Origin of the sequence: Rhizobium sp. FY34 (genome assembly GCF_005222845.1) — a bacterium.
In the GTDB taxonomy this organism is placed as follows: Bacteria; Pseudomonadota; Alphaproteobacteria; order Rhizobiales; family Rhizobiaceae; genus Neorhizobium.
This window is the reverse complement of the sequence record NZ_STFZ01000036.1, coordinates 444,972-459,990: the sequence shown is the minus strand read 5'-3', so window position 1 is coordinate 459,990 and position 15,019 is coordinate 444,972. Positions and strand designations below refer to the sequence as shown.

At 58.3% G+C, this 15,019-nt stretch carries 11 protein-coding genes, 3 tRNA genes, 2 pseudogenes and 1 riboswitch; of the genes and pseudogenes, 2 read left to right on the top strand and 14 right to left on the bottom strand.

What is annotated here, in order from left to right:
- Positions 1-66: 66 nt before the first annotated feature.
- From nuoE to E8M77_RS23365, 9 genes and pseudogenes are all read right to left on the bottom strand, one after another.
- A pseudogene (gene nuoE / locus E8M77_RS23405) lies at positions 67-702 on the bottom strand (NADH-quinone oxidoreductase subunit NuoE); the annotation flags it as partial.
- A gap of 16 nt (positions 703-718) precedes the next feature.
- On the bottom strand, positions 719-973 hold the full coding sequence (locus E8M77_RS23400; protein WP_137133005.1) for a hypothetical protein: 255 nt from the start codon (positions 971-973) through the stop codon (positions 719-721).
- Positions 973-2,163, bottom strand: a complete 1,191-nt coding sequence (locus E8M77_RS23395) for an NADH-quinone oxidoreductase subunit D (RefSeq protein ID WP_137133004.1) — start codon at positions 2,161-2,163, stop codon at positions 973-975. The genes E8M77_RS23400 and E8M77_RS23395 overlap by 1 nt, the downstream gene beginning before the upstream one ends.
- A gap of 73 nt (positions 2,164-2,236) precedes the next feature.
- Positions 2,237-2,566, bottom strand: a pseudogene (locus E8M77_RS23390) (four helix bundle protein).
- Between the two features lie 106 nt (positions 2,567-2,672).
- On the bottom strand, positions 2,673-3,275 hold the full coding sequence (locus tag E8M77_RS23385) for an NADH-quinone oxidoreductase subunit C (RefSeq protein WP_137133003.1): 603 nt from the start codon (positions 3,273-3,275) through the stop codon (positions 2,673-2,675).
- 15 nt (positions 3,276-3,290) lie between these two features.
- Positions 3,291-3,872 (bottom strand): NADH-quinone oxidoreductase subunit B, encoded by a 582-nt coding sequence (locus E8M77_RS23380; protein WP_137133002.1) that lies wholly within the window; start codon positions 3,870-3,872, stop codon positions 3,291-3,293.
- The gene (locus E8M77_RS23375) at positions 3,863-4,228 is read right to left on the bottom strand and encodes an NADH-quinone oxidoreductase subunit A (RefSeq protein WP_137133001.1); all 366 of its coding nucleotides are present in this window, start codon (positions 4,226-4,228) and stop codon (positions 3,863-3,865) included. Before E8M77_RS23375 ends, E8M77_RS23380 begins: the two co-directional genes overlap by 10 nt.
- A gap of 473 nt (positions 4,229-4,701) precedes the next feature.
- Positions 4,702-4,778 (bottom strand) — tRNA-Asp (locus tag E8M77_RS23370).
- Between the two features lie 63 nt (positions 4,779-4,841).
- Positions 4,842-4,918 (bottom strand) — tRNA-Asp (locus E8M77_RS23365).
- 338 nt (positions 4,919-5,256) lie between these two features.
- On the opposite strand from E8M77_RS23365, the gene E8M77_RS23360 reads away from it, so the two are divergent.
- A tRNA-Val gene (locus tag E8M77_RS23360) sits at positions 5,257-5,332 on the top strand.
- A gap of 233 nt (positions 5,333-5,565) precedes the next feature.
- Here the strand turns inward: E8M77_RS23360 and E8M77_RS24350 are convergent.
- Positions 5,566-6,252, bottom strand: coding sequence for a hypothetical protein (locus E8M77_RS24350; protein WP_246659373.1), 687 nt, complete (start codon positions 6,250-6,252; stop codon positions 5,566-5,568).
- Between the two features lie 503 nt (positions 6,253-6,755).
- The gene (locus E8M77_RS23345; protein WP_137132999.1) at positions 6,756-7,775 is read right to left on the bottom strand and encodes an NAD-dependent epimerase/dehydratase family protein; all 1,020 of its coding nucleotides are present in this window, start codon (positions 7,773-7,775) and stop codon (positions 6,756-6,758) included.
- A 198-nt stretch (positions 7,776-7,973) separates the two neighbouring features.
- Between E8M77_RS23345 and E8M77_RS23340 the strand changes: the two genes are divergently transcribed.
- Positions 7,974-10,196: a methyl-accepting chemotaxis protein gene (locus tag E8M77_RS23340; protein WP_137132998.1), complete on the top strand. Its 2,223-nt coding sequence runs from the start codon at positions 7,974-7,976 to the stop codon at positions 10,194-10,196.
- Between the two features lie 108 nt (positions 10,197-10,304).
- On the opposite strand, the gene E8M77_RS23335 is transcribed toward E8M77_RS23340, so the two are convergent.
- From E8M77_RS23335 to lon, 3 genes are all read right to left on the bottom strand, one after another.
- Positions 10,305-11,207, bottom strand: a complete 903-nt coding sequence (locus tag E8M77_RS23335; RefSeq protein WP_137132997.1) for a DMT family transporter — start codon at positions 11,205-11,207, stop codon at positions 10,305-10,307.
- A 386-nt stretch (positions 11,208-11,593) separates the two neighbouring features.
- Positions 11,594-11,755: riboswitch (FMN riboswitch) on the bottom strand.
- Between the two features lie 146 nt (positions 11,756-11,901).
- Complete coding sequence (hupB, locus tag E8M77_RS23330; RefSeq protein ID WP_137132996.1) at positions 11,902-12,177, bottom strand: DNA-binding protein HupB; 276 nt, start codon at positions 12,175-12,177, stop codon at positions 11,902-11,904.
- A gap of 192 nt (positions 12,178-12,369) precedes the next feature.
- Positions 12,370-14,790 (bottom strand): endopeptidase La, encoded by a 2,421-nt coding sequence (gene lon, locus E8M77_RS23325; protein ID WP_137132995.1) that lies wholly within the window; start codon positions 14,788-14,790, stop codon positions 12,370-12,372.
- Positions 14,791-15,019 lie beyond the last annotated feature (229 nt).

Here is a 15,019-nt window from a genome sequence, read left to right as displayed (position 1 = left end):
TCAACGCTGTTTAAGCGTCCTTCACGGGTTCGTCTTGTCTGCCTCGCCAGGCGCATCCGGCTTTACGTCCAGGTTCGTACGCACCGGCTTGATCTCATCCAAGAGCGTGATCGGTCCACCGACCGGAGCGGAGGTGTGACGATCGACCTGCGGGCCGGTCTTGACCTCTGCGCCCTTGCCTGCATCGAAGGCATCGATGATTTCTTCCAGACGCTCGGGCGTCAGGTCTTCATAGGCGTCCTTGAAGATCATCACCATCGGCGCGTTGACGCAGGCACCCTGACATTCAACCTCTTCCCAGGACAGGGTGCCCGAGGCATTGGGATGCAAAGGCTGCGCATGGATCTTGCGCTTGCACACATCCATCAGGTCTTCGGAACCGCGAAGCATGCAGGGCGTTGTGCCACAGACCTGGATATGGGCCTTAGTGCCGATCGGCTTCAGCTGGAACTGGGTGTAGAAGGTCGCGACCTCCAGCACCCTGATAAAGGCCATGTCGAGCTTTTGCGCGACAAATTCGATGGCGGCCCGCGTGACCCAGCCGTCCTGCTCCTGCGCACGCATGAGCAGCGGGATGACCGCCGATTGCTGGCGACCTTCTGGATATTTGCGGATCGTCGCCTCGGCCCAAGCGGAATTATCCGCCGTAAAGGCAAAGGCTGTCGGCTGAAACTGATCTTCGGCTAGTCGACGAACGGACATTCTTTCTCACGCCTTATCAATTGATCAATGCGCACCGCGTCTTCGCGACATTCACGAATTCGCAGGCATAGCCGGACGTGCCTTTTTGCATGAATACGATCAGTTTCGATCCATTCGGCACGGCTGACTTGATTTCATACTCTTTGGAGAGCAGTTGCGCCATGGTTGCGTCATTGCTTCGCGATGCCGATGCCGGGCCATCGTCCAGCGCCTGCGAAACCGCAGGGCTGGCGATGAGACAGATCAGGCAGGCAAGCGTGACGCGATCCATCAGCGGTCCACCTCTCCAAAGACGATATCGATGGAACCGAGAACGGCCGAAATATCGGCGAGCTGGTGACCGCGGCAGAGGAAATCCATGGCCTGCATATGGGCATAGCCCGGAGCCCGGATCTTGCAGCGATACGGCTTATTGCTGCCATCTGCCACCAGATAGACGCCGAACTCGCCCTTCGGCGCCTCGACTGCGGCATAGACCTCACCGGCCGGCACATGGAAGCCTTCGGTATAGAGCTTGAAATGGTGGATCAGCGCTTCCATCGAACGCTTCATCTCGCCACGCTTGGGCGGAACGACCTTGCCGTCGATGGAGGAGACCGGACCGGTCTTGGCATCCGACAGAAGACGATTGACGCACTGCTTCATGATTTTCACGGATTCCGCCATCTCAATCATGCGAATGAGATAACGGTCATAGCAGTCACCGTTCTTGCCGATGGCCACGTCGAAATCAAGATCGGCATAGCATTCATAGGGCTGCGACTTGCGCAAATCCCAGGCCGCACCCGAACCGCGCACCATGACGCCGGAGAAACCCCAGGCCCAGGCGTCTTCGAGCTTCACCACGCCAATATCGACATTGCGCTGCTTGAAGATGCGGTTATCGGTGATCAGGCCGTGAATATCGTCGAGCGCCTTGGGGAAGGCATCGCACCACTTGCCGATATCCTCGACCAGTTCGAGCGGCAGATCCTGATGGACGCCACCGGGACGGAAATAGGCGGCGTGCATGCGCGAGCCCGAGGCGCGCTCATAAAACACCATCAGCTTCTCTCGCTCTTCAAAGCCCCAGAGAGGCGGCGTCAGCGCGCCGACGTCCATGGCCTGCGTCGTAACGTTCAAGAGATGCGACAGGATACGGCCGATTTCCGAGTAAAGAACGCGGATGAGCTGGCCACGGATCGGAACCGTGATGCCGAGCAGCTTTTCCACCGCCAGACAGTAGGCATGCTCCTGGTTCATCGGCGCCACGTAATCGAGGCGGTCGAAATAGGGCAGAGCCTGGAGATAGGTCTTCGTCTCGATCAGCTTTTCGGTGCCGCGATGCAGAAGGCCGATATGCGGATCGACGCGCTCGACGATCTCGCCATCGAGTTCAAGAACAAGCCGCAGCACGCCGTGCGCCGCAGGATGCTGCGGGCCGAAGTTGATGTTGAAGTTGCGAACATTGTGTTCATTCATTGGGCGCGCTCCGCGCTGGTGATTAGCGAATAGCGAATAGCGAATAGCTCGAACATTCCGCTCATGTCTTCTCCTACAGACTTCGGATCAACGCACGGATCATACGGCCGATTTCATCGCACTGATCCATCAGGCTTTGAAACGGTTGCGCCGGCAAGATGTCCACCCTGCGCGCAATGATCATATGCGTCTCCAACTCCTTCAGCGATCCCTAGGCAATCCGCAGATGCTGAATGAAATTTCCGGTGTTTTCCCGCCCGTGGTCATCCGCGATATTAGCCGCAACCGATGTGGCAGCCCTGCGGATCTGAGAGGTCAATCCGTATGTTTCATTCTTCGGAAACCCGCTTGTCGAGGCATAGCATTGAACCGCGAGTTCAATGGCTTGCTGCCAGACCTTCAGATCCCTGTAAGAGTTGATCGTCTGTCTCTTCCTTCATCTTGGGCAACAACTATTCGCTATTCGCTACTCGCTATTCGCCCTTACTGCCTATTGCCTATTGCCCGAACTACGCCTTCGCCTTCTCGTCACCGGGCAGCACATATTCAGTGCCTTCCCAAGGACTCAAGAAATCGAAATTGCGGAATTCCTGACGAAGCTCGACCGGTTCATAGACGACGCGCTTTGCCGCATCATCGTAGCGAACCTCGACGAACCCGGTCGTGGGGAAATCCTTGCGCAGCGGGTGCCCCTCGAAACCATAGTCCGTGAGGATGCGGCGCAGGTCCGGGTGACCGGTAAACAGGATGCCGTACATATCCCAGGCTTCACGCTCGAACCAATCGGCACCCGGATAAACCGCGCAGGCCGACGGAATGGCCACATCTTCGGCCACCTGCACCTTGATGCGGATGCGCATGTTCTGACGCGGCGACTGGAGATGATAGACGACGTCGAAGCGATTTTCGCGTTTGGGCCAGTCCACACCGCAGATATCGATGAAATTGACGAAACCGGATTGCACATCATCGCGCAGGAAAGTCAAAAGCGCGACGATCTTGTCGGCATCGGTCGTCAGCGTCAGTTCGCCAAAGGCGATCGTGGCAGAGCTTGCCAGACCCGGCCGCACTTCGGCCAGATAAGAGGCAAATTCATTGAGGGCTTCAGTCATATCCGGTCCTCGCCCTTAGCGTTCGATCGTGCCGGTGCGGCGTATCTTCTTCTGCAGCAGGAGCACGCCGTAAAGCAGCGCTTCTGCCGTGGGGGGACAGCCCGGAACATAGATATCCACCGGCACCACACGGTCACAGCCACGCACCACCGAATAGGAATAGTGGTAGTAGCCGCCGCCATTGGCGCAAGAGCCCATGGAGATCACGTAACGCGGTTCCGGCATCTGGTCATAGACCTTGCGCAGCGCCGGCGCCATCTTGTTCGTCAGCGTGCCGGCAACAATCATCACGTCGGACTGGCGCGGAGAGGCACGCGGCGCAAAGCCGAAGCGCTCGACGTCATAACGTGGCATCGAGAGCTGCATCATTTCAACGGCGCAGCAGGCCAGACCGAAGGTCATCCACATCAGAGAGCCCGTACGGGCCCAGTTGATCAGTTCGTCGGTCGAGGTGACGAGAAAACCCTTGTCGGCGAGTTCATTGTTGATCTCGCCGAAGAAAGCGTCGTCGCTGCCGATGGGCTTGCCCGTATTGGGATCGATAATGCCCTTGGGCTGCGGCGCGGTCAGGGTGGTCGTGCGATCTGCTACTCCCATTCCAGCGCTCCTTTCTTCCATTCATAGATGAAGCCGATGGTGAGCACGCCGAGGAACACCATCATAGACCAGAAGCCGAACCAGCCGATCTCACCGAACGACACGGCCCAGGGGAACAGGAAGGCGACTTCGAGGTCGAAAATAATGAAGAGGATCGACACGAGGTAGAATCGGATGTCGAACTTCATGCGCGCATCGTCGAAAGAATTGAAACCGCACTCATAGGCGGACAGCTTCTCCGAATCAGGCGCCTTATAGGCAACCGCAAACGGCGCGATCAAAAGCGCCAGGCCGATCACGAGGGCAATACCTATAAAAATCGCGATCGGGACATAGGAACTGAGAAGTTCAGTCATGGTATTCGATCCCTGCTTGCCAAGCAGTGCCCGGGCGGCACTTAAGCGAATGCGCGGCAAGCGAACGTGCATTGCAACAAGCCGTGACTAGCGCAGGCGTGAGCCCGGCGCAAGACTTTTGAGCGTCAGATCCAGCGCCAAAATGGCACACAGCCGACAGCCCACTATTTATTATTTCAGATTCGCCCAAAACACCCCAAATTGCAGGGGTCAAGTCCGTCGATCAGCAAAACATGATTGAATACATCATCATGATCAACTCGAACCCGGTAACAGCCGGAACACTTCGGAAACGGCATCCCAATTCGGAACGCAGCGCAAGCGCCTGATGACAGATAAGGGTACAGGCCGAAGGTCAAAAATCCGCCGGTCGGATTTATGTTAGAATAGGCCAATATTCAGAGAAAATCAGCAGCGCGGCGCAAACCATTCGCACTTTCGATTAGGATTTTTAATCGGAGAAGAAAGGCAAATGGCGCGAGTGACGGGGCTCGAACCCGCGACCTCCGGCGTGACAGGCCGGCACTCTAACCAACTGAGCTACACCCGCGCATTTGATCGGACGCACAACCATCCGAATGGGTCTTTCGACCTGCTTCCTGATTTCCTGGAATGGCGCGAGTGACGGGGCTCGAACCCGCGACCTCCGGCGTGACAGGCCGGCACTCTAACCAACTGAGCTACACCCGCATATTCCAGAAAAGAGGAGGAAACTCCTCTGCACCGACCGGCACCGCCAGTCGATGAGCGGCTCTCTAAGGGGTTCTCCGGGGGGTGTCAAGCGGGGTTAAAGACAAAACCGTGACGGAGTTGAATTTAATATCCACCCCTCCCCCAGGCCTCGCCGCCGCTTGTGGATGACGCAAGAAAAGCGCCGGTCCAGATGCCAGCATTTGCAGGGCTTTTGATGTTTTCCGCAGGGACGCATGACAAAAAAACGAAAAAATCTGCGAAAACACTCTTGCGTCTTTGCCGCGATCCGCATAGATCACGGCCACCGACGCGGCGGACATGATCCGAACAGCGAAGGGCGATTAGCTCAGTTGGTAGAGCGCCTCGTTTACACCGAGGATGTCGGCGGTTCGAGTCCGTCATCGCCCACCATTTTTCCCTTTTTTTGTTTATGTGTGCGGCTAGGTTGGGTTTTGTACTGGAAACTGTGCAAAACTGTCAGGATTGTTGGCCTTCTGATTGTCGCAGACAGTGCTGGCCAATGTCAGCTTTCCTCGAGCTCCGTATTCACCAGCGTCATATTTGTGCGAGTGCGCATTGCCTCATGGTGCATGCGGTGGAATCTAAGCCTCTACAAGTCGAATATATGCGTCAAATGACCGCCATCAGGCGTAGCGCGCAGATTCTTCGGAAGGCGTATCCTGCAGACGCTGCAACGCTGTGATCAGATAGCGGTGGTTATCCTTGATCAGCAAAAGATAGGCGCGGAGGGCCTGAACCGGGCGCGCTCGACCTTGCTCCCATTGCTTCAACTGATCGAGGCCAAAACCGAATGTGGACGCAAAATCCTTCTGCGTCATACCGGTCGCCGCACGGATCTCCTTCACGTCAAGCTCTGCGGATATATGAAGTTTAAATGGTTCCGCCTCGCCGCGTGCGACAGCCAAAGCTTCTGTCAGACCTTCGTGAATCAAATCGAACGCTTGTTTGCTCATACCATTGTTCCTCGCTTCAATTGGGCAATCCTGTTGGAGTATTCTTGCACGATTGCGTCTGTCACCGCTTTCAGCCTTCGACAAGCTGACCTTGACACTCTTTGCGAAGGCCGCAATCAGGAATACCGGCATGCGATTACCGGAATAAAAGGTAATGATTCGCGCGCCACCGCTTTTGCCCTTGTTGTTCGCGGACACAGCAAAACGCAGCTTGCGGCAGCCACCAGTGCCCTGGATTTCGTCTCCAGCCTCCGGATGATTGGCCAGGTAGTTGACAAGCCCTGCGATCTCATCGTCCGTCATGCCTGCGGCTATTGCAGACTTGCGGAAAGATGTGAGCTCCGAAACCGTTTGCATGGGGTAATACCAAGCGTCGACGATAGAAACCGATTGCGCCGGAGCGATTTTGGTTTCCGGCGAGGAGAAAACCGCAGTCGGACCTTATGGTCCGGCGAGGATTTTCGACAAAGTCCGGGAGGCAAAAGCGCCCGGTGTTCGCATGGGCCGGATTTCGTTCACCGGCTATGTCGCAATCCTCGACCGATGCCTAAGCATCGCTCTCCGGTATGTTCCTTGCCGGATAAACGTCTCCGGTCCCACGCAATAGGTTCCTATCATCGGCGCTTGGTATAATTGTATGTAAATTACGCACCTCGTCAAGCAAATTTCAGCACGCGCGTATCGCGTCACGGCTAGACTCACCCCGCCGCCTCTGTCACAAGCCGCGCGAGGGCGCGACCGCCGTTAGCTTTAGAACGGGGTCGGGCGGCAGATTGACGTCACGTTGCTGCCACGAGACCACGTGGCCGCCCTCAACTTCCCTTGATTACCCATGCCCGTCTGACAGGGTGTCGCCGCGCTCAGAGCGACAGCGAATCGCGGTGATCGACATACCAGTCGACAAAGGCCTTCACGCCGACATCCAGGCCGATCTCGGGCTTTGCGCCAGTCAGCGCCACAAGCAGGTCGGGGCTGGCAAAGGTGCGCGGCACATCGCCCTGCTGCATGGGCAACAGCTTCTTGCGCGCCGTCTTCCCCATCACCTTTTCAATCGTCAGAATGAAATCCATGAGGCCGACAGGCTGGCCGCCACCCAGATTGACCAATCGGAACGGCGCCTGATGCGACAGCGTGTCCGTGACGCCTTCTGCAGTCACACGATTGGCCTCGGCCGGCGGGATTTTCGACAGGGCAATGATTCCCGCCACAAGGTCGTCAATATAGGTGAAGTCGCGACTCATGCGGCCTTCGCCATAGATCTCGATCTCCTCGTCCTCCAGCATCGCTTTGACGAACTTGAACAGTGCCATGTCCGGCCGGCCCCAGGGACCATAGACAGTAAAGAATCGGAAGGCCGTGGTCGGCACCTTGTGCAGATGCGCATAGGAATGCGCCATCAGCTCCATCGCCTTCTTGCTGGCGGCATAGAAGGTCAGCGGTTCATCGGCCTTGTCGGCTTCGGCAAAGGGGATCTTCTCATTGGCGCCGTAAACGGAGGATGTCGAAGCGAGCATCAAGTGCTCGACGCCGACATTCTTGGCCAGTTCCAGGATGTTCCATGAACCGACAAGGTTGGAATCCAGATAGGCTTTCGGGTTCTCATTGCTGTAGCGCACACCGGCCTGCGCGGCGAGATGGATGATGACGTCCGGCTTGCCCACCTCCAGCGTGCTTTCCAGCAAGCGCTGATCCTCCAGCATGCCGATGACCGGCCGGAAGGTCGGGAACTGCGACAGGCCCGCATGGCGCGCCTCCTTGAGCCGCAGATTGTAATAGGGCGTCATGCCGTCAAATCCGGTCACCCGATGCCCCTCTTCCAGCAACCTGCGGGCCAGATGAAAGCCGATGAAACCGGCGGTTCCGGTGATAAGGTAATGCATGAATCTGGCTCCGGTCTGATTGAAGCCGGATAAAAGCCCAATCCCGGCACAGATGCAACAAGTTGCCTCGTCATCATACCGTTACAACTCTGGCGCCTTCCGCAGCAAGATAGAACCACTAATATACTTCACCCTAAATTAAGTACATTTGCATATTTTAATGCGCGATAGCAACGCATTAACCTGGGGGGCCAGTTCATGCTCAATACTCTTTCCATCGGCGCCAAGATCTATACCGGATTTGGCACAGTCATCACCATTCTTGCAGCGCTTGCCGGCTTTTCCGTCTGGAATGGCACGGAGGGCGAACGCGATTTTACCGATTACCGATCCGTGGCGCGCATCACCAACGAAGTCGGCCGCGTGCAGGCCAATTTTCTGGAAGCGCGCATCGCCTTCCTGAAATATCGCCAGAACCAGACAAAGGAGGCTAGCGACGAGGTGTTCGAGCGTCTGTCCACCACCAAGGGCATTACCGAAGGGCTGGTCGCTATAGTCGACGATGCCGCCACCAAGGCATCCGCGGCCAACTTTCTTGCGCTGATCGACAGTTATGGCGCCGCCTTCAAGACGGTGATGGCTGCGCAGGACGAGCGCAACAAGGCAGTTGCCGGCACGCTGGATGCATTCGGTCCCACAATGCAAGCCGAGATAAGCGACCTCGTCGCGGCACTGGAAAAGGGCGGCAATATGGAGGGCGCCTTCCAGGCCAAGATCCTGGAGGCCGACCTTTACGGCACAAGGCTTGCCGTATCCAAATTCCTCATAAGCAATGATGACGCGAGCCTGCAAGGCGCGGTTTCGGCGCATGGCGAGACGCAGAAGCAGTTGGGCGTCCTGCGCGCAAAGATGAGTGATCCGGGCCGGCTTGCCATGTTGGCGACGCTCGAGACCAATCTGACCCTCTATGGACAGGGCATTGCAGCCGTCAAAAAGGCCGTCCAGACGCGCAATACGGCGATCCGCGACACGATGGACATCGTCGGACCGAAGCTTGCGCAAGATGCCGAGGCCTTGAAATTGAAGACAAAGACGGTACAGGACCGGTTGGGGCCGGAAATCCAGGACGGTATGGAAAACGCCGTTCTGATGGCGGAAATCCTGGCCGGTCTCTCCATTCTGATCGCTGCCGCGCTTGCCTACAAGATTGCCGGCGGCATTGTCACGCCGATCAAGGCGATGACCGCGGCCATGGTACGCCTTGCCGAGCAGGACTTTTCAGTGACCATTCCGGGGCTCGACGACAGAAACGAGATCGGCCGGATGGCGAAGGCCGTCGAGGTCTTCAAGTTGAACGGGATGCGGGTGCGGGATCTGGCCGCCCAGGAAGCGGCTTTGCAGGAAAAGAATGCCGATCTGCAATCGAATATCGCAACCGTGGTGGCGGCAGCGGTGGCCGGCAATTTTTCGAAGCGCATCACCAAGCGCTATGAGCGGCCGGAACTGGATGCCTTTGCCGACAATGTCAACACGCTGGTCGCATCAGTCGATTCGGGCATTGCCGAGACACAGCGGGTCGTTTCGGCGCTGGCCAGCGGCGATCTCAGCCAATCCATGCAGGGCAATTTCCACGGGGCCTTTGCCGATCTCCAGAAGAACGTCAATGCGACCATGGCCAATCTGAGCCAGGTGATGCAGCAGGTGGTGCAATCGGCTGACGCCATTAATGGCGGTGCCGCCGAACTGCGCAAGGCCTCGCAGGACCTGTCACGCCGCACGGAGACGCAGGCCGCGTCCCTGGAGGAAACCTCCTCGGCGCTGGAAGAAATCACCGCAGCCGTGCGCACCTCCACGGATCGGGCGCAGGAATCCAGCCGCATGGTCAGCGATGCCCAGAAGTTCGCCGAGCAGTCCGGCTCGGTCGTCGAGAATGCCACAGCTGCGATGAACCGCATCGAGCAGGCCTCAAGTGAGATCAGCCAGATCATCAATGTCATCGATGAGATCGCCTTCCAGACCAATCTTCTGGCGCTGAATGCCGGTGTCGAGGCAGCGCGTGCCGGTGAAGCCGGCAAGGGCTTTGCCGTGGTTGCCCAGGAAGTGCGTGAACTGGCGCAGCGCTCTGCAACGGCTGCCAAGGACATCAAGCGCCTGATCAGCCGTTCGACCCAGGAAGTGGAAAGCGGCGTGACGCTGGTCAACTCGACCGGCGAGGCACTCAGGATGATCGAGCAGCAGGTCATCGGCATTGCAAGCCAGGTGAACTCCATCGCCACAGCCGCCCGCGAGCAATCGACGGGGCTGAACGAGGTCAGTTCTGCCGTCAACCAGATGGACCAGGTGACGCAGCAGAACGCCGCCATGGTGGAAGAGGCCGCCGCCAGCACCACACGGCTTGCCGAGGAGACGGCCAACCTGCTGAGCCTTACCACCCGCTTCAAGCTGGCCAGCGGCAGAACCAGCTACAGTCGCGCCGCCTGACACCTTCCAGCAACCATCAGGACCCTGCAGAAGGCCCCGCAGTACAGCGCTGCGGGGCCTTCGTCCGTTATGGGCAAGATACACACGGATGCCCCCACCCAGCCGCGCTCAGCCGGCAGGCTGTTCGCTGCGCGCTTCCTTCAGCATCAGCGACAGTGAGGCGCCGAGGATGAGCAGCGCGCCGACCCAGAGCGTGCCGCTTGGCGCATAGCCAAACACCAGCCAGCCGGCCAGCACATTGAGCGGCAGCTTCAGATCGTCAAAGGGCTGCACATAGGCTGCGTCAGCGGCGTTATAGGCCAGCGTCAGCAGATATTGGCCGATGGCCGTCAGGAGCCCGGCAGCCAGCAGCAGGCCAAGCGCTGCGCCATGCGGCACCGCAAAGCCGGCGCCAAGCGCCAGACCGGCATTGATCGGCGTCAACAGCACCAGCAGCCAGACGGTCACGGTCTCGGGGCGCTCATACTGCGTCAGGTTTTTCATGATCAGTGACGAGCCACCCCAGAGCAGCGCCGACAGAATGGGCAGGAGAGCGGCAGGGGAAAAGCCATCCGCCCAGGGCTGCAGAATGATCATGGCGCCGACAAAGCCGGTGAGCGTCGCCAGCCAACGATGCAGGCCGACGGTTTCTCCGAGAAACAGGCGGGCGCCGATGATGACGAAGAAGGGCGAGGTCATGACAAGCGCAATCGCCTGCCAGATCGGCACGCTGGCAAGCCCCGTCACCCAGGCCTGAACGCCGAGCGCTGCCAACAGAACCCGCATGAGATGCCGGCCGGGAAAGCGCGTGCGCATGGCCTTGACGCCAAGACGGTAGAGAAGCGGCAGCGACAGAACGAGCGCAAAGCCATATTGCCAGAAGGCGGTGGAGGCTGCCGGAAAGGCAAGTGTCATTGCCACCCATTGGGTGACCACATTGAGCGCGGCAAAGGCGACCCCGGCCAGAACCATATAGACAGCGCCAAGGACGGCGCGAGAGCGAAGCAGCGAGGTGGATTTCAGACTGTGCATGCCATTCCTTTTGTGTTTTCCAAACGCAAAAGGACGACAAGGAATGCAAGCCATAGGGCCATGCGGCGCCTTCCGCAGATGCGACAAGACGCAGGCGCACACCTTACGGCCCGCCCCTTCCCTGCTCTCTATCATCCGGACTGTATACCAAGTCTCGATGATAGGAACCCATTGCGTGGGACCGGAAACGTTCATCCGGCAAGGGAGCATACCGGAGAGCGATGCTTTGGCATCGGTCGAGGATTGCGACGTGGCCGGTGAACGAAATCCGGCCCATCCGAAGGACCGGGCGATTTTGCCCTCCGGACGTTGTCGAAAATCCTCGCCGGACCGAGAGGTCCGACTGCGGTTTTCTCCTAGCCGAAGCGCAAAATCGCTCCGGCGCAATAGGTTTCTATCATCGAGATTTGGTATGAACCGTCGGCTCCGGACTTCGACCGGATCTGCTGACCCCACACCGGCAAAACCGGTCTGGGCGCTCGCGGGCTCAAGACCATTGCTGGTCTCCCACCGCCGGTGGGGAATTTCACCCCGCCCCGAGAACGTTGCCGGACAACCGGCAGGTCAAGCAATAGGCAATGGTTCCCAGAATGGCAAGCTTGAAACGACAAAGGCCCGGCGCATTGGCCGGGCCTTCCGTTGTTTGAAAACCGTGAGCGGCCTGCGCGTCTTCGCGCCGGCTGCATCATGCGGCTCAGCTGTTGACAGCGTCCTTCAGGCCCTTGCCGGCCGAGAACTTGGGAACGTTGCGAGCCGGGATGTCGACTTCAGCGCCGGTCGAGGGATTGCGGCCCTTCGAGGCTTCGCGGCGGGAGACGGAGAAGCTACCGAAGCCGGCGAGACGGATGTCGCCACCGTTCTTCAATTCGCCCTGTACGGTTTCGAACACGGCATCGACGGCAGAAGCTGCGTCAGCCTTGGAGAGACCGGCCTTTTCGGCGACGGCGGACACCAACTCGTTCTTGTTCATGTTTCCACCCCTTTCAATGGTTTCACATCATGGATCTGTCGGCGGCGCTGATTTGGTCGCCACCTTCGGAAACCCAAAAGCTCCGCGAACGCTTGAAAAACAAGGGGTGTTAGGGAGTTTTCACAAAAAAGGCCGGGGTTAAGCCGGCCTTTTTTCAGTTTACGTGCCATTTTCACACAGGGCAGACGCCCATCAGTGCGCCAAAGTGGCGCCCGAATCATCAACGCCATCCACCGTGGCAATCACCGGCGTCTCCACTGTGCCATCCCATTCGATGGGCTGCGGCTCGCGGATCAGCGCATGGCGGATCACTTCACCCATGCGCGACACGGGAATGATCTCCATGTTGTTCTTCACATTGTCCGGAATCTCCGCCAGATCCTTGGCGTTTTCTTCCGGAATCAGCACCTTCTTGATGCCGCCGCGAAGCGCTGCCAGCAACTTTTCCTTCAGGCCGCCAATGGGCAGAACACGGCCGCGCAGGGTAATTTCACCCGTCATGGCAACGTTCTTGTCCACCGGAATGCCGGTCATGATCGAGACGATTGCCGTTGCCATGGCAACACCGGCAGAAGGACCATCCTTGGGCGTTGCACCTTCTGGCACGTGCACATGGATGTCCGACTTGTCGAAGCGCGGCGGCTCAATGCCGAAATCGACGGCGCGCGAGCGGACATAGGATGCCGCTGCCGAAATCGATTCCTTCATGACTTCCTTCAGGTTGCCGGTCACCGTCATGCGGCCCTTGCCCGGCATCATGACGCCTTCAATGGTGAGCAACTCGCCGCCGACTTCCGTCCAGGCGAGACCCGTGACAACACCCACCTGGTCCTCGCCCTCGGCTTCGCCGTGGCGGAAGCGCGGAACGCCCAGATAGTCGCTGATATTGGCCGCCGTCACTTCGATCGACTTTGACTTGCCCTTGATGATCTCGGTGACCGCCTTGCGGGCGAGCTTCATAAGTTCACGCTCGAAATTACGCACGCCCGCTTCACGGGTATATTGCTGGATCACGGCCATCAGCGCGTCGTCCGTGACCGAGAATTCCTCCGGCTTGAGCGCATGATCGCGGATCGCCTTGGGCAGCAAATGACGCTTGGCAATCTCGCGCTTCTCATCTTCCGTGTAACCGGCGATGCGGATGATTTCCATGCGGTCCATCAGCGGCGCCGGAATGTTCAGCGTGTTGGCCGTTGTGATGAACATCACGTCCGACAGATCGTATTCGACCTCGAGATAGTGGTCCATGAACGTGGCGTTCTGCGCCGGATCGAGCACTTCCAGCAGAGCCGAAGACGGATCGCCGCGGAAATCCTGGCCCATCTTGTCGATTTCATCGAGCAGGAAGAGCGGGTTGGACTTCTTGGCCTTCTTCATCGACTGGACGACCTTGCCGGGCATCGAGCCGATATAGGTGCGGCGGTGACCCCGGATTTCGGCCTCGTCACGCACGCCGCCCAGCGCCATGCGCACATATTCGCGGCCGGTGGCCTTGGCGATCGACTGGGCAAGAGAGGTCTTGCCGACGCCCGGAGGACCGACGAGGCACAGGATCGGCCCCTTGATCTTGGTGGCACGCGCCTGCACCGCGAGATATTCGACGATGCGTTCCTTGACCTTGTCGAGACCGAAATGATCGAGTTCCAGGACCTTTTCCGCATGGTGCAGGTCAGTCTTGATCTTCGACTTTTTCGACCACGGAATGGTCAGCAGCCAATCGAGATAGTTGCGAACGACGGTCGCTTCCGCCGACATAGGGCTCATCTGCTTCAGCTTCTTCAGCTCGGCATCGGCCTTTTCGCGGGCTTCCTTCGACAGCTTGGTCTTGGAGATGCGGTCTTCCAGCTCGGCCATCTCGTCGCGGCCGTCTTCGCCGTCGCCAAGCTCCTTCTGGATCGCCTTCATCTGCTCGTTCAGGTAATATTCGCGCTGGGTCTTTTCCATCTGGCGCTTAACGCGCGAGCGGATGCGCTTTTCCACCTGAAGAACAGAAATCTCGCCTTCCATGAAACCGAGCGCCTTTTCCAGGCGCAGTTTCACACTCACCGTTTCCAGCATTTCCTGCTTTTCGGTAATCTTGATGGAGAGATGCGAGGCAACCGTATCGGCGAGCTTCGAATAATCCTCGATCTGGCTTGCCGCGCCAACCACTTCCGGCGAGATCTTCTTGTTGAGCTTGACGTAGTTTTCGAACTCGGACACCACCGAGCGCGACAGTGCCTCGACCTCGACCGCATCTTCTGCCGGCTCAGACAGGACCGAAGCGGTGGCTTCGTAATAGTCCTCACGGGCCGTATAGGTATCGATCTTGGCGCGGGCACGCCCCTCAACGAGCACCTTGACGGTACCATCGGGCAATTTCAGGAGTTGCAGGACATTGGCCACCGTGCCGACCTTGTGGATCGCGGACGGCGCCGGATCATCGTCGCCGGCATTGATCTGGGTCACCAGCATGATCTGCTTATCGGACCCCATAACCTCTTCCAGTGCGCGAATGGATTTTTCGCGCCCGACGAACAAAGGTACGATCATGTGGGGGAAGACCACAATGTCGCGCAAAGGCAGGACCGGATAAATATCGCCGCCCTGTGCTGCAGACGCTGTATTCGTCATGTCATTTCCTTTCACTCGTCCCGTTTCCGGGAACCGGTCCGGATCGAAATCCGGACATTTCTTTCCTCCCCAAAGTGGAGGTTTTGAATGGTGTTTTCAAGCCTTGCAAAAACCAGACGACAGGGCCGGAGCGACAACTTGAAAAATCTACGCCGGAATGCTTACGCGTGACTGTCTTTGCGTCTCGCCTCGCCTGGGCTTGCCACGTGCCGATTTACGACAGGCACTG